The sequence below is a fragment of the Pseudoalteromonas sp. 78C3 genome (genome assembly GCF_002836695.1).
GTDB classification, from domain to species: domain Bacteria; phylum Pseudomonadota; class Gammaproteobacteria; order Enterobacterales; family Alteromonadaceae; genus Pseudoalteromonas; species Pseudoalteromonas arctica.
In genome coordinates, this window is the sequence record NZ_PJAV01000168.1 from 31285 (window position 1) to 54836 (window position 23552).

Here is a 23552-nt window from a genome sequence, read left to right on the forward strand (position 1 = left end):
ATGAGCATTACACTATTTTATCAGCGCCCTATTCACAGCACTTTATACTTGCTGCTGAGCATTTTATTTACTGATAAGTTAGTTCGGTACATTTTATTTAAGTTTCATAGCTACTTTAATCAACATAAAGTAAATGTAATTGAAGCTTTCTTAATGCCTTTTATTACGCTTTTAAGCTCGCTATTTATAAACATTAAACAGCATAAAATCAGCTTTGAGTTTACCCTTTATGACTACTACCCTCATTTAAGGTTGCCTTACCGAACCTATATTTACTCAAATATATTACGCTTTATTATTCAAAGTGTTTTTTTAGTGTTTTTTAAAAACCAGCTTAAATCTAGCTCAGTAAAAGAAGATGCAGTTAATTATTTCTATGATGGCGTTAGCTACCTTTTAAGGCAATTACGTTGGTTTGATTTAAAGTTAGGTAAATTATTAAAACGCCTACTATCAAAAAACAAAAAAGGCCCTAAAAAAAGTGCATTTAAAGCCATGGCTGATGCACGTGTATGGCAAAATAAATTAGTTAAATACGTCATCCTCGCGTTTATTTTATTTTTATTAGCAATATTCATTACAATTCCTTTTAGCTTGGAAGCTCAAGCCGTATTTATAAGCTTTATTTTATTAGTTGCGTACGCACTTAAACGAGTAAAAGGCCAAATGGCAACCATTGTCATGATCACCTTGTCAGTAACTACGTCTTCTCGTTACTTATGGTGGCGTTACACTGAGACTTTAAACTGGGATGATCCGCTTGCACTTGCACTAGGTGGCGGCTTACTACTTGCTGAAACATATGCATGGCTTGTACTTATTTTAGGTTTTTTTCAAACAGTTAATCCGCTTGAGCGAAAACCAGTGCCTTTACCTAAAGACACTGACCTATGGCCAACTGTTGATGTATATATTCCAACTTATAACGAGCCGTTAAGCGTTGTAAGACCTACTACTCTCGCTGCTTTAAGTATCGATTGGCCTGCAGACAAGCTAAATGTTTATATATTAGATGATGGTAAGCGCTCAGAGTTTAAGGATTTTGCAGCCGAGATTGGAGTGGGTTATTTAGCGCGTTCGGATAACAATCATGCTAAAGCCGGTAATATGAATAGCGCTATGCGTTATACCGATGGCGAATATATCGCAATTTTTGATTGTGACCACGTTCCTGCTCGCTCGTTTTTACAAATGACAATGGGACAGTTTTTAAAAGACAGTAAAGTGTGTTTGGTCCAAACACCCCATCACTTTTTTTCTGCCGATCCATTTGAGCGAAATCTTAATAACCACAGTCAAATCCCTAACGAAAACATGTTGTTTTATGGATTGATTCAAGATGGTAACGACATGTGGGATGCAACCTTCTTTTGTGGTTCTTGTGCCGTATTAAAACGAGAAGCGCTTGATAATATTGGTGGCTTTGCATTTGAAACAGTAACTGAGGATGCTCACACGGCCCTTCGTATGCAGCGCGCAGGTTATAAAACTGCATATATAAACATTCCACAAGCCGCAGGCCTTGCTACCGACAGCTTGTCAGCGCATATAGGCCAACGTATTCGCTGGGCCCGTGGTATGGCGCAAATATTTAGGCTTGATAACCCATTGATGGGTAAAGGTTTAAGTATCCCTCAACGATTATGCTATATAAACGCAATGCTGCATTTCCTATCGGGTATCCCTCGTATTGTATTTTTAACAGCTCCTTTGGCGCTAATATATTTTAATGCCTACATAATTTATGCTCCTTTTATTGCTATTTTTATCTATGTGGTACCGACACTAATTCAAATAAAAGCGACTAACTCACGCATTCAAGGTAAATACCGTTACTCCTTCTGGGGTGAAGTGTATGAGTCAGTACTTGCTTGGTACATATTAAAACCAACTACCGTTGCTTTATTTAATCCTAATAAAGGTAAATTTAACGTAACCGAAAAAGGCGGTTTAAATGATGAAGAGCATTACGACTGGGGGATTTCTAAACCGTATTTAATCCTCTTACTTATTAACTTACTTGGAATAATAGTGGGTGTATTACGTCTGTTTTTAGGTGATTCAAGCCAGATTGGCGTACTTATAATAAGTATGGGTTGGGCTTTTTATAATATTATTATTTTGGGTGCTGCGGTTGCGGTTGCTGCTGAGGCTCGCCAAGTGAGGCACTCGCATCGTATAAAGGCAAACTTTCCTGCCGGCGTTCGTTTAGCAAATGGCCATACTTTAAAAGTAAAAATAACGGATTATTCAGATAACGGTGTAGGTATAGAGACTGAACACGCACATTTATGCCGCGTTAACGATAAAATTGAATTATTAATGAGTCGCGGTAACAAGCAATTTTCGTTTACAACGTATGTATGTAATACCCGTAAAAAACAAATTGGCCTTACACTTAAAGATTTATCCCTCGAAAAGCAAAGAGCTTTTATACAATGTACTTTCTCCAGAGCAGATGCTTGGCTAGATTGGCAAAATAACTTTAGACATGACCGTCCATCGTATAGCTTCAAAGAAGTGCAAAAAACCAGTTTACGGGGCTTTAGTAATTTATTATTTCATGCCCCAAGAGCGTTACAACCTATAATTAAGTTTATGACTAATACTGTCATTTACATAAATTCATTTACTCCAAAAAAACCGATAGTGCATAATAATTATGATTAAAAAGTTACTTAATACATTTCTAACATTGTTACTTATTAGTAGCGCATATCAAGTGCTCGCTATCGAGCCTATGCACGACAAAACTATGTTTGTAAATGGCTACCCTGAAAGCGCTCAGGTTTCTAGTTTACGTCTTAGCTTTGAAAAGTTAGGGTTCAACGACTATAAACTCGACGGCGTGAATAATAATTCTCGAGTCGATTTCACAAATAGAATTGATAAATTAAGCACTAATCTAAAGCTTAACTTTTCGTACACCAACTCACCTTCATTGCTGGCTAATGTATCGCATTTAAAAGTTTATTTTAACGATAACTTAGTTACTGTTTTACCTATTAATGAGCAATTAAGTGTTGTAAAAAATACGGTAAGTCATAGCCTAGACCTAAATGCTAAATACATCCAAGACTACAACCAAATTCGCTTTGAACTAGTTGGCTACTACGACTTACGATGCCAAGATTACTTTAGCCGCTCAATTTGGACTGAAATAAACAAATCAAGCCACATCACGCTTGATCAAAAACAGTTAGCAATTGATAGCCGCCTTGAATATTTACCAGAACCATTTTTTGATGCTAAAGATTACAACAAATTAAACTTACCTTTTGTATTTGCAAGCACACCTAATACACAAGCAATAGAAGCTGCAGCAACTTTATCTAGTTGGTTTGGCGCACAAGCTGACTGGCGTGGCGCTAACTTTCCAGTCGTTTTAAATAAAGCACCAGAGCAGCATAGTGTGGTGTTTATTACTAATGACTCAAAACCTGATTTTTTAAAAGATTATCCAGATGTTGAAAAGCCAACCGTCGAGCTAATTTCAAGCCCTATTCACAGATACAATAAAATGCTGTTAATTTTGGGGCGTGACGAAAAAGACTTAAAAACAGCGGTCACTGGTCTTGTATTTGGTCATAAAATTATGACTGGTCGAAGTGCAAGCATCGAGGCAATTAACAAACTCCCACTGCGTAAAGCTTATGATGCGCCGAGATGGCTAAGAAACGATCGTCCCGTGCACTTTGACGAGCTTATTGACTACCCAACTCAGTTACAAGCTGAGGGTCTTAACAACGGCCCTATAAAATTAAATGTTCGTTTTGCACCTGATTTATTTACTTGGCGTGAAAAAGGTATTCCTATTACTTTGCAATACCGTAATACGCCAGAGAGCGAAACCTTAAATTCACGTTTAAACATGCTAATAAACCAAGAATTTATAAGTGGTTTTTTACTTGATAAAAAAGACACATCGTTAACTACCGCTAAAACGTTGCTGCCTTTAATTGCTAATACAGACACAACGCAAAGCGCTGAAGACTTTTCATTAAACGGTATTAATCTTGCCAGCCGAAATGAGTTAAATTTTGACTTTAGATTTGCAGTACTTAAAAAAGGCGAATGTGCCGTTGCTCCACCTGGTGGCGAGTACGGGGTAATTGATGGAAATTCTAACATTGATGTAAGTGGGTTTGATCATTACATGGCTTTACCTGATTTAAATGTATTTGCAAATAGCGGATTCCCATTTACAAAATACGCAGACTTACAACAAACTTTAGTATTGATAGATGAAGTTCCATCACCTAAAGCACTATCTGTATTGTTTAATTTAACAGGCCACTTTGGTGCTATTACAGGCTACCCAGCTCATAGAATAAGCATTGCTCATTTAAATCAAGATGCCAACTTAGATGATAAAGACATCTTAGTAATCGCAAAACCTAATAGCATTGCTAATAACTTAGATGAAGATGCGCAAACCAATATCCTGCTTGATAATAATCAGCGCGCTATAAAACAAGCCATATACAATGGTGCTTACGATGAGCAGACAACAGATAAAGTCCAAGTAAGTATAAAAAGTAGTGGTGATATGGCCGTTATTACTGGCTTTCAATCACCGTTTGATTCAGAGCGTTCAATTGTATCGCTTAGTGCAACATCACAAAAAGCCTTTACTCTACTAGATGATGCGTTAATGAGTTCAGAAGCTCTTGCGCAAATTAAAGGCAGTGCTGCGGTCATAAATTCTCAAGGCATTAAGACAATTAAAACTGATGAGCAATACTTTGTTGGTCATATACCTGTGCATACCCTAATTTGGTTCCATTTATCGGATCACCCATTTGTACTGGCGCTATTGTCTATTTTAACACTACTGTTGATCTCATTTATAATATGGCGATTACTGCAAGCATTAACATACAAGCGATTAGCTGAAGGAGATAAGTAATGAAGTCACTCATTAAAGTATTTTTTACCGTGATTGCATTATTTACCTTTAATGCCAATGCACAAATAGAGCAATGCCAACCATGGGATGCATGGCAAACGTTTAAAAGTAACTTTATAAGCCAAGATGGTCGCGTTATTGATTTGGGGAGTGAGCAAAAAGTCACAACCTCTGAAGGCCAATCTTATGCCTTATTTTTTGCTGTCGTAGCAAATGACAAAGCAATGTTTGACCTAGTCCTGGATTGGACGCAAGAACATTTGTCAGAGGGTGATTTAAGCACTCGTTTACCGGCATGGCAATGGGGTGTTAACAATCAAAATGTTGGCGGAATTTTAGATTCAAATCCAGCGTCTGATTCTGACTTATGGATAGCATATAGTTTATCGCAAGCTGCTATTCTTTGGGATGACCGCCGCTACAGCATATTAGCAGCCGTACTTGCACAACGGATAATGCGTGAAGAAACCGCCTATATTTCGGGCCTAGGTTTATCATTACTACCCGCCCCTACTGGTTTTGAATTTGATAATGAGCGTTTTAAGTTAAACCCAAGCTACTCACCGTTATTTATTTATCAGCAGTTTAAAAAGCTTTATCCACACTCGCCTTGGCATCAACTGCACGAAGGCTCAGCAAAGTTGATTTTAGATACAGCAAAGCAAGGTATTAGCCCTGACTGGGTAATGTTTGATGCAGATAACGGCTTTTACTACGATAAAAAAACGAGCGACTTGGGCAGTTACAACGCTATTAGAGTATATTTATGGGCAAGTATGATGGCAGACAACGCACCTTATAAAAAAGAGCTATTAGCGCAATTTAACCCTTTTATAGAAACAATTAATAAACGTGGTTACGTGCCTTTAAATACTTTTGCTAAATCAGGAAAATCTGAAAAAAGAGGCCCTCTAGGCTTTAACTCAGCTCTATTACCTTTACTAGCGACTAATAACTATAATTCTACAGTAATGGCTATTCAGCAAAAACTAATGATTGATAAATCATTTACCCAGACTCGTTATTACGACAGCGTACTTAACTTGTTTGGTGCAAGTGCTTTAAATAAACGTTTTTCAATTACAGCAGATGGGACGCTACAACCGGTATGGAGCACTGAATGCCGTTAAGGTTTGCCCTCGCTTGCACATTAGCGCTTAGCTCTGGATTAAGCGCTAACACAGTCAACGATATTGATACGCAATCTGTTGATTGGTTACTAAGCCAAATAGGTATTGGTGAAGCACAGCAAAATAAAAAACTAGTTGAAGATAGCTTGCGAAAGCTAGTCGCTATTGCCCCTGCCCGAATAGAAACACAGTGCGCAGTAGCGCGTTATAATTTTGCTAATGGCGAATCAGTGAAAGCCAACCAATTATTAAGCAAAATAGATAACGGACTCACTAAGCAAGCCCCTTGTGTTGAAAAACTTAAAATACTCTCTCGTATTGAGGGTAAAGATAAATCTTTAATTCATGAAGCTAGGCTACTTTCTCGAGCTGGACGTTATGAACAAGCCCGTGAAATATACAATAAAATATTTAAAAACACCTACCCTACACTTAATTACGAGCTTGAGCATTTAAGCTGGTATGGGCAAGACAGCGACCAATGGAAAAGTGTTAAAAAAGGCTATGAAAAGTTATTAAAAAGCTATTCTAATATCGCTCAAGTAGAAATACCTTATGCTCGCCATTTACTGAGGAAAAACCCAGCAAATAATAAAGCTTTAGATATTTTAAGTAATTACGGAACTAGCCCTTCTTTTATTAATGAAGTTGAGTTTATTTGGCTTGCAACTCTTAAGAGCATGGATCTTACTCAAAATACAGTTGAGCAATACCAACGATACTTCTCTGTGTACCCATTTAGTAGTAAAGGTAAGTTACAATACGAAGATTTCCAACGAGATTTTAAAGTAAGGCAAGCATTACTTGCCGATCCTGCGTATCAGCTTTGGCTTAAAGGTGATCGTTTACTTAATAATAAAAAATTAAAAGAAGCTGAGCCCCTACTATTAAATGCTTTAAAAGGGCGGCCAACCGATAAAGAAATTATGCGCAGCTTAGGGTATTTGTATTTAGCGAAAAGCGACTACAAAAAATCTTATTACTATTTTTTTACCGCGCAAAAATATACACCTAATTTTGATGAGCGTGAAGGACTTAAAGAACTCGCGACAGTTGCGAAGTTTTGGCTGTATATGTCTGAAATGGAAGATGCTATAGAGCAATCTGATTTTAAAACAGCACAATTAAAACTAAATCTAGCTGAGCAATTAAATCATGACCAAGAAGCTTTTCTTTATAACAAAGGCCTATTATTAGTAGCTCAAGGAGATTACACACAAGCTGCTACCGCCTATCAAGCTGCCCTAAAAACCAATCCTTTATATGAAAATGCCTTACTTGGCTTATTAAATATCGCGCAACTAGATCAAAACCAAAAATCAATTCGCAACTTTTATAATTCATTAAATGCAAAGCAACGAGATTTAATCTACCCCTCATATGCACTAGCTACCAGTAATACTCTAAGAGATAAAGCAAGTCAGTATACTAATGGTGGAGAGCTAGAAAAAGCAGAAGAATTACTTAAGCAAGCTATTGAGCTTTCACCTGAGCAACCTTGGTTATATTACGATTTAGCTTTTATATACCAACAAAAAGGCCTCACTCAACAAGCACGTGATTTATTTAATAATGTATTGTGGCAATTTCCGCTAAACCCCCAAATTAGATATAGCCATGCTTTATTTTTGCGCTCTATAAATGATTATGAAGGTGCTTTAGATACACTTAAATATATTCCTTTTAAAAATCGAGATACAGATATTATTGCTTTAGAGCAGCAATTGTTGCTTAACGAGTCTCTTACGCAAAGTCAGCAATATCTTGATTTAAAAAATAAATCTGTCGCTATCTACCATTTAAGTAACTTAGAAGCAAGAGAGCTAACACCTGAAATGCAAGCTGAGCTTTCTAATAGTTGGTACAAAATTGATGAAAAACGACATGCTCTTAAATTACTTTCAAGTGCCCTTTCATCTGACTCATCTTTGTCGCCTTATTGGCACCTTTTACAAGGCCAGTGGATACTAGAGCAAGGTAACCAAGTTGAAATAAAACGCTGGTTTGAGGGTTACGTGTTACCAGAAAGCGCTTCTGAAAACGAAACGGCTCAATATGTTCAGTTACAAAATAACTACCTAAACCAGTTTTACACTGGCAGTGATTTAATTGCTAAGCTCAATCAGCTTGATCAAAAATATAAAGATATTCCAGCAACAACTACTGCCCTTATTAATGCAAATTTAGCGCTAGAACAATATGAAGCGGCCGTTATTTTGTATCAGCAAAAAGTACAAAATAAACAAACCATAGAGCCTCAAGCACTACTCGCTATTGCTAATGCATACATAGAACTTGGAGACGACTTTCAAGCAAAAGAAGTTACGCAAAAAGCGATAGCGCAAACCACATCGCTAGAGGGTTATTTGCAACGCCAAATCATGTCATCTCTCAATGAGTTTAATTACTCTGGAGACGCACTTTATTTAGCTAAGCAACTTGTTGAAAAGTCACCCAACGATCAAGAACTACGTTATTTAGGCGCTCAAGTAGCCAGCAAATTCAACGAAACCGAACAAGCACAATCTTGGTACGCACAAACCCTGTCACCTAATCGTACTTTAAACGAAAAAGAGCTTTACGGAGCTCTTTTAAAAATAGATGAAAACGATGAATGGTATGTAAACGGTGCTAAACGTGAGCTAATAAACGAGCAAAACAAAAACCAAGCATACATTGCCATGGGTGTTAACTTTAGTGGACAAACAAGTACCGAAAGTGAAGCAACACTTGGTGCGGGCTTAGTACCGATTGAAGCTTACTTTCCACTTTGGCAAGGCCAAGGATTTATTAAAGTAGACCCGACTACTATTAGCGCACAAACAACTCGCTTTGATGAGCAGTTCGCTGGTAGTCGCTACGGACAAGGTGCTTTATGTATTTTCACTTGTTCAGTCGATGAAGTGACACCAGAGGAAAGTGGTGTAGATATAGGTATTGGTTGGCAAAACGAAAACTGGCGTGTAGATGTAGGCACTACTCCACTTGGCTTTTTAATTGAAGATATTGTATGGGGTGTAAATTACGCAGACAGTTTTGGCGACTTTGGATACAGCCTAGAACTTGAAAAACGCCCAGTTACAAATTCAGTGCTTTCTTATGCGGGCTTAAAAGATGTAAATACAGGTGAAGTTTGGGGGGGCGTACGCTCTACAGGCCTAACAGCTAATTTATCGCACGACTTAGGCGGAAAATGGGGTTTTTGGTCAAGCGCCGACTTTACCCTATATAAAGGCCAAAATGTAAAAGACAACCAACGCTATCGTATGATGGGCGGTACTTATTACCGTGTAATTAGCAATCAAGAGCGTGAATTCACCGCAGGCGCTAGCTTATTACATTGGGCATACAAGTATAATTTAAGTGAAGAAACATGGGGCCATGGTGGTTATTACAGCCCACAAAACTATGTAGGTTTATCTGTGCCACTCACTTATGACGCGCGTTGGGGCGATGATTTTGTTTATCGATTAAAAACCGGTGTTTCGTACTCGCAAACAAAAACTCAATCTATTGATTTCTTCCCTAATGATGGCGATTTGCAAATAGCTGCATATGATAGAGAGTCAATAACAGGTGTTGATCCTGTATTTGAAGGTGAAACAAGTTCTGGTGTTTCATATAATCTTGAAGGTAGTTTTGAGTATAGAATAACGCCGAATTGGTTCTTTGGTGGTTACTTAGCCATCGATCGTTCTGACTTTTACGAACCAAATTTTGGTCAGCTTTATATACGTTACTACTTTAATCCTGTGTACGGAACACTTGAGTTTCCAGGCACCCCTATTGTTCCTTATGCTGAGTTCTAACTTGGCATAAGGTGATACACCGCGCAATACTTCCCCTAGCACTAAGGTATATGTATACTTGAGCGCAATTGTAACTAGGATAAGGGTGTGTCTCTTACCTTGTGGTGTTACTGCCATATAGCAAATCATTATCTTAGCTACAAATAATATACTGATGGTCGAGCATTTTAGTGGTTACAAATTCTAAAATAGCTAAAGCAAAAAATTATAAGGCCATCATAACAATACTTAAAGTTAGGAAGTAAATATGAGTTCAGCTCCAGATAGTGGTTGGTTTGGCCACCCTAAAGGACTTTCAACATTGTTCTTCACTGAAATGTGGGAACGAATGAGTTATTACGGTATGCGAGCTATGCTCGTATTATTCATGACAGCAAGCTTACAAGAAGAAGGTTTAGCCTTTACTGTTGCCTCAGCTGCTGCAATTTATGGTTTATACACAGGTGCGGTATACTTTTTAGGTTTACCAGGTGGCTGGCTAGCAGATAGATTGTTTGGTGGTCAAAAAGCAGTTTGGTATGGCGGTATAATCATTATGATTGGCCATATTATTTTGGCTATTCCACATGATTATTCTTTCTTCATTGGCTTAATATTTGTAGCGACAGGTACTGGTTTGCTAAAACCAAATATCAGCGCAATGGTCGGCCAACTATACAGTGATGCTGATGAGCGTCGTGATGGCGGTTACGCTATTTACTACATGGGTATTAACTTAGGTTCTTTAATTGGTTACTACGTTTGTGGTTACTTTATGGAAAACGTAGGTTGGCACTGGGCGTTTGGTGCAGCCGCTGTTGGTATGGCTATTGGTTTGGTGCAATATAAGCGCTCACTTAATAACTTACCAGAGCATAGCGCTTTACCAGCTAATCCATTAGGTCCTAAAGGCACTTCTCGCGCATGGGTTGGTATTGCTGCGTTTGTAATTGCAGCTGCTGCAGTTACTACGGCTGCAATGACCGGCGCAATTGTAATCAATCCAACAGTGGTTGCAGGGTACGTAGCTGTTGTATTTACTATTATCTTTTTTGTTTATTTTGGTGTTATTTACTTTACAGGTAAATTAACAGATGCTGAAAAACAAAGAATGTGGGCACTATTTTTAGTCTGTATTGCATCTGCATGTTTTTGGTCTGGCTTTGAACAAGCGGGTTCATCATTAAACTTATTTGCTCGCGATTATACTGACCGTCTTATTGGTACTTTTGAAATCCCTACAACGTGGTTTCAATCATTAAACTCACTGTTTATTATTGCTTTATCGCCATTTTTTGCAGCGCTTTGGATTAACTTATCTAAAAGCTTAGTGTCACCTAGCTACAGCGTTAAGTGTGCAATTGGTTTAATTATCATGGCATCAGGCTTTTTAGTGATGTTTATGGCAGCTCATTACGCAGCTGAAGGCTTAAAAGTAGCGCCTTACTGGCTTGTTACTACGTACTTTTTACATACTGTGGGTGAGCTTTGTTTAAGCCCTGTAGCATTAAGTGCTGTAAGTAAGTTATCGCCTAAACGTTACACAGGTCAAATGATGGGTGTATTTGTATTAACTTACTCAATCGGTAATATTATTGCAGGCTTACTTGCTGGTAATTTCGATCCGAATAATGTTGATGAAATTCCTAACTTATATTTACAAATTGCATTATTTAGCATTGGTGTTGGTGTTGTTTTAGTACTAATGACCTTTAAAGCTAAAGTATGGGAAAAACAAGGGTTAGAAGAGAAAGCCTCTTAATTATTGTTTATTTTTAATGTAGCAATATAACCTAAGACAATTCCTCCATAGCTCCTATGGGGGAATTTTTTATTCAACTTTGCCCTGCTCCCGTTAACTGATATTATGTCCTGATTGGTTATTGAATAGACTCAGGGACATCCGTAGATGCAATCGTTAACGATATCACGTGTTATTATATTTATATTTCTTAGCTTTATTTTAACTGCCTGTGGTAGCGGCGATGAAGTGACGGTTAATCCAAACGATCCTGTTGAGCCTGAACCAAGCAAATTAACACTATCAAGCGCTAATGGTTTAGACGCTACATTAGACGAAGGCAATTTTATATTTAATGCACCTTCCAGTGCTATTTCTAGTGATGTAGAGCTTACCTACGAGAAAACATTATTAGATGAGACGAATATACAACAAAATATAATTTCTGATTTACATGCACTTACGCCCTCCACGCTTACTCTTTCAAAACCTATTACCATTACAATAAAAATCCCTGATGACTATGCATTAGGCGGACAACTGTTTATCGCAAAGCAATCGGGCGCTAATTGGGACACAGTTACAAATTCAATCGTTTTAGATGGATTTGTTAGCGCTCAAGTAACAACATTGGGCACATATGCAATACAAATGCAGCGCAATGAAGCTTTCGCAAATATCGGCCCAACTTGCGATGCTAACGCAACAGAGCAGTCAGTAAGGTTTATCCACGTTGCAGACTTACATGCTCGCTTTGGCTATGAAGAGCAATATTTCAGTCGTATAAAAGCCTACTACAATCAAGTAGCAAGCCAAACCCCGCACACCTTATTTACAAACGGTGGTGACGACTATGAAAAAGGCACTGTTGCTGAGCAATTATCACAAGGTACTGCAACAGAAGAAGCAATTAAAGCAATGCAGTTTGACCTACGAGTCGTTGGAAATCATGATTATGCTTGGGGCCCAGAAAAATTACTAAGTTATTCCCAAGACGAGAATGCAATCGTACTTGCTAGTAATACTCGTTATGAAGCAGAGCAACTACAAGATTTTGCAGGCGTAGGATTTGCAAAAGTACAGGTAGGGTGTATTACACTTGGTGTGTTTGGCATGACTTCTGTGCCGTGGAATGAGCTAGATGAACCAATTCAAGATGATCCGATCCCTGATTTTATTAAACAATTTAAAATGAGCTGGCAATGGCAACAAATCGCACAAAGCATAGTAAACCAATACAGTGGTGATGTAGATTACATGATTATGTTGAGCCATTTAGGTGTAGGCTTAGATACTGATATGGCAACAAACGTACCCGGTATCGACTTAGTACTTGGCGGCCATACACACGGTGGGGAAAGCTACACAACCCTTGATAACGGCGCTATTGTTTTACAACCGGACTTTTACGCTAAAGGTATTACTGACTTAACGCTTAATTTTAATTTAGCTGATAAATCATCTCCAGTTGTTGATTACAAAACGATTGAAACCGATACAATTGTTGAACGTGATGAGACAACAAAACTAGCAATAGATGAGATAATGGGGCGTTATGCTCCCGATGCAGAAACTGAAATCGCTATTTCTGAAAACTACCCAACTGATGCGCAGCTAGCCGAAATCACCGTCTTAGCCGCAAAACATTCAAGCACAATTAGCGCAGCATTACTTAATCCTGAACTAGTACAAAAGCGCTGGACACCTGGCACACTTACTCAAGAAGACTTCCATAAAGCTTTTTACGTAGAAAGGCAGCCATCAAATACGCCAGGGTTTAACTCTATTTATAAAGTAACAGTATCGGGAAGCGACTTAACAACGATGTTTGCAAGTCAACCAGATTGGTTTTTACTTAAACCTGAAGATATACAACCTACTAATAATTACGAAGTTGCACTATTTAAAGGGGCAGCTTTAAATCCTGATTTATTTTTTAATAGTGTTACATTCTCAAACGTAGAGCCAATAGCCGAAGCTTGGTGGCTACTTGATAAATATGCACGTGCCAGAACAAGTCAGTGCCTACACCTTGACACTGACACCGAACTTTATTCATGCAACAACTTAGCAAATGTAACCGTATGGAATTTTGACGATACTAACAACCCGTTAGCTGCTGATTTTGGACCTTCGATACTTAGCTACTTTGATCCAGATGAAACAAATTGGGGCACTGCAGAGACACAATATAGCACCACGACTCAATTAAATATTGATGATTTAAGTAATGGTCCTTCAGGTGTTATGGCGTTTTCTCGCCACGCTCCAACAGAAGGCTTACTTATTGACTTAAACACACCAGCAAATGGTGACTTTGCAAATGAAGGAATGGTGTCTGACTACACTTTGGTAATGGATTTATACTGGCCCGCAGAAGGTAAAGATATTTACCGTGCAATTATGCAAGCCAATACAACTGATTATCTTAATGATGATGCCGATATGTTTATTGACCCAAGCGGCGGCTATGGGCAAGCAACTAGCGATAGCGGCTATTTTGGCAATACACAACCCGACTCTTGGCATCGTATAGCTTTTGTATTTTATACAGCACCAACCAATGGGGTGTTTGAAGTCTATATAGATGGAGAACTTGCTGGCGTAAAAGAGGATGGCGAAATCGATAGTCGCTGGGCACTCAATCAATCTGTATTACTTTTGACAGATAACAATTACGAGACAGTACCAGGGTACTTAAACTCGCTGCTTTATGCAGGACGTGCTATGACCAGAGATGAAATTAAAAGTATGGGCGGCGCACAACAAAAGTTGTCCTTTGAGCAACCGACGCGAGTGTTAAATCAAACGATTGAACGTCACTATCAAGCTGCGCCAGCGATAAAAACAAACCAATGGATCGAGCAACGTAACAAGTTCTTTGGTGGCAACTCTAAAAGTGTAAACAATTAAATACATCTAAGCTTTTTCTTGTTCATTCTAAAAGGAGGCTTCACGCAGGTGAACCCTCCTTTTTATTGTTTAAAAACAACATTTTAAGAATAAAAACCACTATTCAACCCTATGCCATATAACTTCATTTTACTTAACTGTATTGCAAACACGTAACTTTATAACAACCGTCCTATAAAATTTACACATACACTACACACTAAATAGTGCCCCCCTCTTCCCCAAATCAAAAATCTGGTTGATTATCTACTGCAATATGACAACAACACATAATCGCAGTGCTTAATTGCGGGAGTAATAATAATGAGTGAAGTAAATAACTATTTAGGTTTAGTCGGTATTGAATTTACCGAGTACGCAACACCTGATGCTGACTATATGGATAAAGTATTTACTGATTTTGGCTTCTCTAAGCTTAAAAAATTCAAAGGTAAAGACATTGTTTATTACAACCAAAACGATATTCATTTTTTACTGAATAACGAGCGTGAAGGTTTTTCTGCAGAATTTGCTAAAAGCCATGGTCCTGCTATTTGTTCAATGGGTTGGCGTGTTGAGAATGCGCAAAAAGCATTTGAAACTGCAGTAGAGCGTGGTGCAAAACCAGCCACTGGTTCAACACATAAAAACATGCCTTACCCTGCAATTTATGGCATTGGCGACAGCCTAATTTACTTTATTGAGAATTTTGGCGACAAAGGCACTATTTACGAAAGTGATTTTGAAGACTTAGAAACGCAAAATGTTGTAGAAGATAAAGGCTTTATCCGAATCGATCATTTAACCAATAACGTTTATAAAGGCACCATGGAAAAATGGGCTAACTTTTATAAAGACGTATTTGGTTTTACAGAAGTACGCTACTTTGACATTAAAGGTCAAAAAACAGCGCTTATTTCGTATGCACTTAAATCGCCATGTGGCACCTTCTCTATTCCAATAAACGAAGGTAAAGGTAACGATAACAACCAAATTGATGAATACCTTGGTGAGTACAACGGCCCAGGCGTTCAACATTTAGCGTTTTTAACAGATGACTTAGTAAGCTCTCTTGATAAGCTGGATAAATCAACAATTGCAACGCTCGATATTATCCCAGAATACTACGATACTATTTTTGACCGAGTACCTTGGGTTGCTGAAGACAAAGAAAAAATTCGTCAGCACCAGATACTCGTAGATAGCCAAAGTGAAAATTGTTATTTATTACAAATTTTCTCTAAAAACTTATTTGGTCCAATCTTTATAGAAATGATCCAACGCGTTGATGATGGTGGCTTTGGTGAAGGTAACTTCCAAGCATTATTTGAATCAATCGAACGCGACCAAGAGCGTCGCGGCGTTTTATAAAATATTTGAGTAAATTAAAAGCAGCGAATTTCGCTGCTTTTTGTCGTTTTAATATTTAAAAAGTATGGCGCCAAGTACAAGTATGATTAAATAAACTATACCTTGTCGCCATACAGTAAAATCCAAAGGAAATGTAATGAGCCTAATTAACGAAACCCACGATATTAATTTAACCAGCTGGGTAGAGTCAGCTAATGTTGATAATTGCGACTTCCCTATTCAAAACTTACCGTTTGCAGAGTTTCGCCGTAAAGGGTCTGATGAGGCCTTTCGTGGTGGTGTTGCAATTGGTGACCAAGTAATTGATTTAGCAAAACTGAGTAAATTAAATGTTTTAACAGGTGACGCTAAAACAGCCGCTGATGCAGCAAGTGAAGCAACTCTAAATACATTTATGGGTTTAGGGGGGCAGTATTGGTCAGCACTTCGTTTAGCGCTTTCAAAAGCACTACGAGCAGGCTCTGAGCACCAACAAGCGCTTAGCGATACGCTTGTAGCACAATCTGACATAGAGTTTTCTTTGCCTTGTCGTATCGGTGATTACACCGACTTTTACACTTCTATTTATCATGCTACAGCTGTGGGTAGTTTATTTCGCCCTGATAACCCATTACTACCTAACTATAAATGGGTACCTATTGGTTATCATGGTCGCTCTTCATCTATTGACGTATCGGGTCAAACATTTCATCGCCCTAAAGGCCAAACTAAAGCGCCCGATGCAGAAGTGCCGTCATTCGGTCCTTGTAAACGTCTTGATTACGAATTAGAACTGGGTATTTACTTAGGTAAAGGCAATGCACTGGGCGATGCAATCGCTATCGAAAATGCAGAAAACCACGTATTTGGCTTTTGTGTATTTAACGACTGGTCTGCCCGCGACCTACAAGCTTGGGAATATCAACCGCTTGGTCCTTTTTTAGCTAAAAACTTTGCCTCAACTGTATCGCCTTGGATTGTTACAACCGAAGCGCTAGCGCCTTATAGAACAAGCTGGACGCGTGATGAAAACGATCCACAGCCTATGGACTATTTAGAGTCAAAAGCGAATCGAGACCAAGGTGCTTTTGATATTCAAATGGATGTTAAAATCCAAACGCAAAAAATGCGTAGCGAAGGCCATAACCCAACGCGTGTATCAACATCTAGCTTTAAGCACTCTTACTGGACTGTGGCACAAATGGTTACTCACCACACAGTAAATGGCTGTAACTTTATGCCAGGTGACATGTTAGGTTCGGGCACTCAGTCTGGTCCAACGCACGAAGAAGCGGGTTCTTTACTTGAACTATCTCGTGGCGGTAAAGAAAAAATTACGCTAAGCAATGGCGAACAACGTAGCTTTTTAGAAGATGGCGATAACGTTATTATGCGCGGCTGGTGTGAAAAAGAAGGCTATGCACGCATAGGTTTTGGCTCTGTAGAGAGCACAGTACTGCCTACAAAGTAATACGAGTATTAAAAAAATGATTAAAAGGGCTACTTACTAAAAGCAGCCCTTTTTTATTAATTTTTGAACAGTTACAATTTTTTTCTAGCTTTTTTAACTCAAATTGCTATCTTAATTCGGTTAATAGCCAGTGTTTATATGCCATGTCAGTATTTATAAAGTCTTTTTATCATAAATTTTTCCCTGCTCGTCAGCTACTTATTCGTCAAAATGGCGAAGTTAAGCATGTTGTTTTAGCCTCTTGGTTTCAACTTCTTGTAGCGTTGCTTATTTTAGTCACTTTTACTTGGCTGAGTATTTCAAGCTTTCGTGTTTATACACAAACAAATAAAATCTCTGACATAAAACAAAATCAAATAACCGAGCAAACGCTGTGGCAACAAAAAGTCAGTGAGCAACAAGCCCTTCAAGCAACGCAGCTAGAGCAACTTGCAATACTTGAGCAAAAGCAGGCGCTACTGCAAAGCATGATAGAGTCCCTTCCCGCTTCGATTAGCAAAGACGTTATTAAGCTTGATTCAGATCTTGACGTGCCAATCAATGAAAGCAGCAATGAATTTCACGAACCATTAGTCGATGAAAATCCAAAAAGTAAGCAGGCGCAGTTAATAGCTCCAATTCCATTCGCAACAAGAATTGCCAATTTGAATAATCATTATGAACAAAGCTTTAACTTTTTAGATAACCAAATTAGCGAACGTCACCAAGCTATTTTAGCTATGGTTAAAGGCGCAGGAATTGAGTCAGCGCTTGAGCAACACTTAATATTAAGTGCCCAAACAACCGCACAAGGTGGCCCACTTGATACATTTAACGAAACAAAAATTCCAAGCCACTTTTTAGCCATCGTTGATAAGTTATTAGCATTAAATAATTTAGAAAACTTTTTAACTGAACTACCAAACACCCTCCCCTTAGCTAAAGCTAAATATTATATTTCGAGTAGTTTTGGTCTTAGAAAAGATCCCATGAATAGTAATCATGCCTTTCATAAAGGAATTGATTTAGCCGGGTGGCATAAAACCGAGATATTTGCCCCAGCAGACGCTGTAGTGCTTCGTGCCGGTCGCAATGGTGGTTATGGTAACTTTATTGAGCTTGAACATAAAAACGGCTTAGTGACTCGATTTGGACACTTAAATAAAATTAAAGTAAAGAAAGGTCAATCAATCACTAAACATGATGTAATCGGTTTAATGGGCAGCACAGGCAGAAGTACAGGTACTCATTTACACTACGAAGTATTACTTAACGGTAAACAAGTCAATCCTCTAAAAATAACAAAGGCGCTTTCTCGTGTTTGGTAGAAAAAAACAAAAAACAGTTAGCTCTAATTTAAAAAGAGTAAATCACACTCCGTCTATTATTTCTGAAGACGTACGCCTTACAGGCACTTTAGTTAGCCAAGGTGAAGTACAGCTTGATGGCCGCATTGATGGCGATATAAAAGTGGAGCATTTAGTTATTGGCTCAACGGGTGTTGTTGAAGGTATTGTTGAAGCTAAAAGCGTCATTGTTAAGGGTAAAGTTATTGGCTCAATTAATGCTAGTGAAGTAAAAGTACAAAGTGGCGCTCATGTTCATGGCGATGTGTTTCACGATACATTGAGTATTGATGCAGGCGCAGTAATTGAAGGCAGTTTAAAGCAACGCTTTGAAAAAGAAGAGCCTGAACTAATTTCGAAAGAACTTAAACCCGCAAAAGAAGTTAAAGCATTGTTGAAGGAAGATGGCAGCGACTTATCGTTTGTAAATAAACAAGCCGCTGATAAAAGCTAAGTCAAATCAGCTTAACGTAAGTTACCTTTTTTCAGTAATGTACATAGTAATATCTGCAGTGAAAACAAGCTCATTGCGGGTATTATACAGTTTAACCGGTACTACTAAGTCTTCTTTATCAATCCACCTATGCGGTAAATCAATTTCAGCGACTGCTCTTACATCTGTATCTACTTTAGCCAGATACCTAACTGTCATCCCTTTTGGGATCCAACGATGCGTTTTAACTGGCACTGTTGCATCTACCATTACACCCGCACACAACTCAGCTAAGTTACACTGCGCAATAGCATGAATAGTTCCAATATGGTTATGGACGCTGCGACGATTTTTTACCACCGCACTACAATGCCCTTCTCGAAGATCGAGCACGTAAGGTTTCATCGAACCAAAATATGGCGCTTTAAAACAAACAGCTTTAGTAAAAAGCCAGTTCCCAAAAGGTAAGCGCTTAAATTTGTGCCATGTTTGTACAAGTGCGGATTTATTACTCATTATTATTTTCCATCAACAGTTACTTTTTTCAAATTAACACATCAGACCAGTTTTAAAAAGTGCATTTACACTGCCTTTTTAGCTTAATCCAATCAAAAAATAAAAATGACAACCTATGCAGGGGTCATAAGCCCTTTCTTTTTTACGAGTGCCCACCTAAAATACTCGGCAAAAGGAGACTCAATGCAAACACAGCCCGCTAAACCTAATATGACTTTGTTACTTATCCTAGCGTTACTCGTTATATTTTGCCCTATGGCAATCGATATTTACTTACCCGCTTTTCCTACTATTGCAGAACAATTTGCAGTTACAGAACAACAAGTTCAGCAAACCGTTGCTATTTTTATGCTAACAGTAGGTTTAGGCCAATTAATTGCGGGGCCTTTGGCCGATAGGTTTGGCCGAAAGCCAGTGGCTATAGTGGGTATAAGTTTATATGCAGGCTCAGCATTACTTGCCTATTACTCGCCTTCTTTTGAAGTATTGATGATTGCACGTGCCCTTCAAGGTTTTGGAGCCTGTGCCACATTTGTTGTCGCATTTGCGATAGTGCGTGACAAATATGGTAGTGAACGAAGTGGACAAATGATCACTTACCTTAACGGGATTGTGTGCTTTATTCCGGCAATGGCACCTATTTTAGGAGCTTGGCTTACCGTACAATTTGGCTGGCGTATGAACTTTATGTTTTTAACCGCGTTTGCCATTGTAGGCCTTGTTGTTACGCTATTCTTTTTTAGAGAAACTCGTCCTGCTGATAGCCATTATCAGGGGCATATTTTAGATTTACGTCGCTTTACACCTATTATAAAAACACCGGTATTTTTGTTTAATAGCCTAATTTGCATGGTCTCAATGTCGGCGATATTAGTTTATGTGACGCTAGCTCCAGGCTGGCTTATTACGCATTTAGGCGGCACTGTAGCCGACTTTACTTTTTGGTTTACTTTAAATGCCGTAATAAGTATTGTCGCTAGTTTTATTTTACCAACGTACATTAAACGAAATAGCCAACGTGCTTTGCGTGTCGGTGTGAGTGTACTGGTTTTTTCAGGTGTTTTAATGCTAGCCCTTAGCGGTATAGAGACGGCATTTGCGCTTATGTTACCTATTTTAATTGCAGCATTAGGCTTTGCTCTAAGTTTAGGCTCAGCTGCAGGTATGGCTCTATCTAGCTTTCCTAAACAAGCAGGCACAGCCTCGGCATTACTTGGTGCTATGCAAATGAGTGGCGCGAGTATACTCGTTGTTTTAACCCAATATTTGGGGTTAAGTACACCGTGGTTAATTGCTTTTCATTTATTATTACTAGTTCCGCTTTGGATTATTTTAATGAGCAAAAAAGCACATACTTTACACCCAACTAAAAGCGCTCAATGATCAATCCTGATTTTTTAGCCTCGTTTTTATTAGCCAGCTTTTTAATGGCTGTAGCACCTGGGCCATCAAATGCATTTTTGATGGCACAAACATTTGCTAATGGTCGAAGCGCCGGTATGCAAAGTGCTTTTGGTTTTGCATTAGGTGGGGTTATTCATACTCTATTTGCTGTTGTAGGCCTAAGCGCAGTCCTAAAAGCTTCCCCAAGTGCCTATGCCGCAGTGCAATATGTAGGCGCAGCATATTTATGTTATTTGGGATTTATGATGATTAAAGGCACGCTAAAGCAGCCAGAGCCTATATCTGATGACAAGCAAACCGATAAACCGCATATAAGTACCAGTAAAAAAAGTAATGTCATGTTTCAAGCCATGATGACTGAAGTGCTAAACCCTAAAGTGGCGCTGTTTTTTATTGCATTTATTCCGCAATTTGTAGATCCAACGCTTTCATCTGCTACTTTTCAACTCGCTTTTTTTGGCTTGCTTTACCCTATTTTTGCTTTTCCGATTGACTGCACGTATATTTATTTTGGCGACAAAATTGCACAGTTTTTTAGACGTAACCCAAATAGCCAACTTTGGATTGATAGGATCACCGGCATTGTATTTATAGCCCTTGCTATCAATCTATTATTTTAACTAACCTGCACTTTGGTTAAGAGATTTATTACCCAGAGTTTAAGCTAACTAATAAAAAAGAATCAGCATGGAACAAAAAACACAATCTCTTCCCGCACAAAAAAATATTGCTTTGGTTGCCCACGACGGTAAAAAAGCAGCATTAAAATTATGGTGTGAAAAGCACAAAGAAATACTAAGTAAGCACACTTTATATGGCACAGGTACTACAGGGCATTTAATTCAAAAAACCACGGGACTTGATGTAGTTCAGCTATTAAGTGGCCCTATGGGCGGCGATCAACAACTTGGCGCTAAAATAGCTGAACATGAGATACATGTTTTGATATTTTTTTGGGACCCATTAGCATCACAGCCTCATGACCCTGATGTTAAAGCACTGCTGCGTTTAGCCGCTGTTTGGAATATTCCGGTGGCGTGTAATGAAGTGAGTGCAGATATGTTATTAAGCTCACCGCTTATGGATGTAGAGCTTGAACGTACATTGCCAGATTACGAAAAATACCTCGCAACCCGACAAATAGATCTTTAAACCTCAATTGTAATCTAGGTTATTTATAAAGCATGCTGGCCCATTTAGTCAGGCCAGCAGTTACACTACCAAAGTGGTCCCCGTTAACCATTTTTATATTACCTAAGTGCTCACTTAAAGCCGCTTTAATCAATGGTGACTGTGCACTACCGCCTGTTAAGTAAATAATGTCTGGCGTGGTCGCAGCGTCGCTGATTGCTTGTTTTGCTAAAGTAACTATTTGGCTAATACTACTCTCAACGGCAACAGCTAAATCGCTTACCGATACATTTTTATTCAGCCCACTATCTAAAAAGCTTAAATCACAATCAAACGCACTAGCTGATGAAAGTGCTATTTTAGCCGCTTCACCTTGCTGTACTAACTGATGACCTTGCTTGTTTTGCTGTAAATGTATTAAACGCTTATAAAGCTCAGGTGCACTTACATCACGTAATTGTGTATTTAGCTCTCGGGTATGGCTTTCACTATAGAATTGGCTTTGTAAGTTTACATCGTTAATTTTACACGCTTGCCAAAACGCTTGATTAGGCAAAGGTAGACCTGATTTAAACGTACTGCCTAAACCCAATAACGGCATTAAACCATGAAAGCTCAAAGCAATATCTAAATCATTTCCGCCAACACGTTTACCACTGTGAGATAAAAAATCGCTATCGCGCTGACTATTTCCTCTAAAGCTTGGGCCCATTTGTACAAATGAGCAGTCACTTGTACCACCACCAATATCAATAACGAGTACTTTTTGATCCTGAGTTAAATCACTCTCGTAATCGATACCCGCAGCAAGTGGCTCATATAAAAACTCTACGTCTTTAAAACCAGCACGTTTAGCAGCACGCTCTAAAATACCGACCGCTTGTTGATTTGATTGCTCGCCACCCACAGCTTGAAAGTTTACTGGGCGACCAATTACTGTTTGTGTAAGTGTTTTACCTAAAGAGAGCTCAGCGCGTTGCTTAATTTTTAAGATCATCGCGGTTGCGATATCTTCAAAAAAGTTAATTTGACCTTGCTTTAAACCTGTTGCACCAAAAAATGATTTAGGAGACTTAACAAAGTAGCCTTCTTCAGGGAACTGCACGTACTCGCTAATCGCTTCACGACCAATAAATAGGGTTTCATCTGAAGGCTGTAAATCAAGGTCTGACTTAATACGAGGCAAGGTATTTAATAATGCTTGGCGCTGTGTTAAAAAGTCATGCTCATGGGCTGTGCCATGTAAGTGCTTAGCAACAAAGTCAACAACCAAGGCACTGTGATGAGTGTAAAGTGTAGACGGTAAGTAATGTTTTCCTTGCTCTAGCGGTACTAATTGAACATTACCCTCGCTCATTACACCCATAGCACAATTAGAACTACCGTAATCAAAACCTACAAACATACTTCACCATACATTACCAAAAAGGCCGCGCAATTTAGCACACTTTGTAAAAATTAT

15 protein-coding genes are annotated in these 23552 nt (G+C 38.6%); 13 read left to right on the forward strand and 2 right to left on the reverse strand.

Translation table 11 applies throughout. From position 1 onward, the window contains the following. The 10 genes from bcsA (at position 1) to CXF76_RS16495 (ending at position 19060) form a co-directional block, all read left to right on the forward strand. The gene (gene bcsA, locus CXF76_RS16450) at positions 1-2670 is read left to right on the forward strand and encodes a UDP-forming cellulose synthase catalytic subunit (RefSeq protein WP_007581342.1); all 2670 of its coding nucleotides are present in this window, start codon (positions 1-3) and stop codon (positions 2668-2670) included. Then, positions 2663-4909 carry a cellulose biosynthesis cyclic di-GMP-binding regulatory protein BcsB gene (gene bcsB / locus CXF76_RS16455; RefSeq protein ID WP_101164152.1) on the forward strand — a complete coding sequence of 749 codons (2247 nt, stop codon included), beginning with the start codon at positions 2663-2665 and terminating at the stop codon, positions 4907-4909. The genes bcsA and bcsB overlap by 8 nt, the downstream gene beginning before the upstream one ends. Continuing rightward, positions 4909-6039 (forward strand): cellulose synthase complex periplasmic endoglucanase BcsZ, encoded by a 1131-nt coding sequence (bcsZ, locus tag CXF76_RS16460; RefSeq protein WP_101164153.1) that lies wholly within the window; start codon positions 4909-4911, stop codon positions 6037-6039. Before bcsB ends, bcsZ begins: the two co-directional genes overlap by 1 nt. Further along, positions 6030-9848 carry a cellulose synthase subunit BcsC-related outer membrane protein gene (locus tag CXF76_RS16465; protein ID WP_101164154.1) on the forward strand — a complete coding sequence of 1273 codons (3819 nt, stop codon included), beginning with the start codon at positions 6030-6032 and terminating at the stop codon, positions 9846-9848. Before bcsZ ends, CXF76_RS16465 begins: the two co-directional genes overlap by 10 nt. Before the next feature lie 247 nt (positions 9849-10095). Continuing rightward, positions 10096-11589 carry a peptide MFS transporter gene (locus CXF76_RS16470; protein ID WP_024589437.1) on the forward strand — a complete coding sequence of 498 codons (1494 nt, stop codon included), beginning with the start codon at positions 10096-10098 and terminating at the stop codon, positions 11587-11589. Between the two features lie 147 nt (positions 11590-11736). Then, positions 11737-14481, forward strand: a complete 2745-nt coding sequence (locus tag CXF76_RS16475) for a metallophosphoesterase (RefSeq protein WP_101164155.1) — start codon at positions 11737-11739, stop codon at positions 14479-14481. A 303-nt stretch (positions 14482-14784) separates the two neighbouring features. Further along, a complete protein-coding gene (hppD, locus tag CXF76_RS16480; protein ID WP_101164156.1) occupies positions 14785-15831 on the forward strand; it encodes a 4-hydroxyphenylpyruvate dioxygenase in 1047 nt (348 codons plus the stop codon). A gap of 136 nt (positions 15832-15967) precedes the next feature. Next, complete coding sequence (fahA, locus tag CXF76_RS16485) at positions 15968-17281, forward strand: fumarylacetoacetase (protein ID WP_010555130.1); 1314 nt, start codon at positions 15968-15970, stop codon at positions 17279-17281. A 143-nt stretch (positions 17282-17424) separates the two neighbouring features. Then, on the forward strand, positions 17425-18588 hold the full coding sequence (locus tag CXF76_RS16490) for a M23 family metallopeptidase (RefSeq protein ID WP_101164157.1): 1164 nt from the start codon (positions 17425-17427) through the stop codon (positions 18586-18588). Beyond that, positions 18578-19060, forward strand: coding sequence for a bactofilin family protein (locus CXF76_RS16495; protein ID WP_024607173.1), 483 nt, complete (start codon positions 18578-18580; stop codon positions 19058-19060). Before CXF76_RS16490 ends, CXF76_RS16495 begins: the two co-directional genes overlap by 11 nt. Before the next feature lie 21 nt (positions 19061-19081). Here the strand turns inward: CXF76_RS16495 and CXF76_RS16500 are convergent, their stop codons facing one another. Then, positions 19082-19555, reverse strand: coding sequence for a hotdog fold domain-containing protein (locus CXF76_RS16500; RefSeq protein ID WP_024607174.1), 474 nt, complete (start codon positions 19553-19555; stop codon positions 19082-19084). A 183-nt stretch (positions 19556-19738) separates the two neighbouring features. On the opposite strand from CXF76_RS16500, the gene CXF76_RS16505 reads away from it, so the two are divergent. From CXF76_RS16505 to CXF76_RS16515, 3 genes are all read left to right on the forward strand, one after another. Then, positions 19739-20938 (forward strand): multidrug effflux MFS transporter, encoded by a 1200-nt coding sequence (locus CXF76_RS16505; RefSeq protein ID WP_101164158.1) that lies wholly within the window; start codon positions 19739-19741, stop codon positions 20936-20938. Continuing rightward, positions 20935-21579 (forward strand): LysE family translocator, encoded by a 645-nt coding sequence (locus CXF76_RS16510; RefSeq protein ID WP_101164159.1) that lies wholly within the window; start codon positions 20935-20937, stop codon positions 21577-21579. The genes CXF76_RS16505 and CXF76_RS16510 overlap by 4 nt, the downstream gene beginning before the upstream one ends. 67 nt (positions 21580-21646) lie before the next feature. Further along, positions 21647-22111: a methylglyoxal synthase gene (locus tag CXF76_RS16515; protein WP_002958191.1), complete on the forward strand. Its 465-nt coding sequence runs from the start codon at positions 21647-21649 to the stop codon at positions 22109-22111. 19 nt (positions 22112-22130) lie between these two features. Here the strand turns inward: CXF76_RS16515 and yegD are convergent, their stop codons facing one another. Beyond that, a complete protein-coding gene (gene yegD, locus CXF76_RS16520; RefSeq protein ID WP_101164160.1) occupies positions 22131-23495 on the reverse strand; it encodes a molecular chaperone in 1365 nt (454 codons plus the stop codon). Positions 23496-23552: the final 57 nt, after the last annotated feature.

Bases quoted from the DNA above. Each gene is read 5' to 3' on its own strand.
- CXF76_RS16465 (WP_101164154.1), top strand. From the start codon at position 6,030: ATGCCGTTAAGGTTTGCCCTCGCTTGCACATTAGCGCTTAGCTCTGGA.
- CXF76_RS16500 (WP_024607174.1), bottom strand. From the start codon at position 19,555: ATGAGTAATAAATCCGCACTTGTACAAACATGGCACAAATTTAAGCGC.
- hppD (WP_101164156.1), top strand. From the start codon at position 14,785: ATGAGTGAAGTAAATAACTATTTAGGTTTAGTCGGTATTGAATTTACC.
- CXF76_RS16470 (WP_024589437.1), top strand. From the start codon at position 10,096: ATGAGTTCAGCTCCAGATAGTGGTTGGTTTGGCCACCCTAAAGGACTT.
- bcsB (WP_101164152.1), top strand. From the start codon at position 2,663: ATGATTAAAAAGTTACTTAATACATTTCTAACATTGTTACTTATTAGT.
- fahA (WP_010555130.1), top strand. From the start codon at position 15,968: ATGAGCCTAATTAACGAAACCCACGATATTAATTTAACCAGCTGGGTA.
- CXF76_RS16505 (WP_101164158.1), top strand. From the start codon at position 19,739: ATGCAAACACAGCCCGCTAAACCTAATATGACTTTGTTACTTATCCTA.
- yegD (WP_101164160.1), bottom strand. From the start codon at position 23,495: ATGTTTGTAGGTTTTGATTACGGTAGTTCTAATTGTGCTATGGGTGTA.
- CXF76_RS16510 (WP_101164159.1), top strand. From the start codon at position 20,935: ATGATCAATCCTGATTTTTTAGCCTCGTTTTTATTAGCCAGCTTTTTA.
- CXF76_RS16515 (WP_002958191.1), top strand. From the start codon at position 21,647: ATGGAACAAAAAACACAATCTCTTCCCGCACAAAAAAATATTGCTTTG.
- CXF76_RS16490 (WP_101164157.1), top strand. From the start codon at position 17,425: ATGTCAGTATTTATAAAGTCTTTTTATCATAAATTTTTCCCTGCTCGT.
- bcsZ (WP_101164153.1), top strand. From the start codon at position 4,909: ATGAAGTCACTCATTAAAGTATTTTTTACCGTGATTGCATTATTTACC.
- bcsA (WP_007581342.1), top strand. From the start codon at position 1: ATGAGCATTACACTATTTTATCAGCGCCCTATTCACAGCACTTTATAC.
- CXF76_RS16475 (WP_101164155.1), top strand. From the start codon at position 11,737: ATGCAATCGTTAACGATATCACGTGTTATTATATTTATATTTCTTAGC.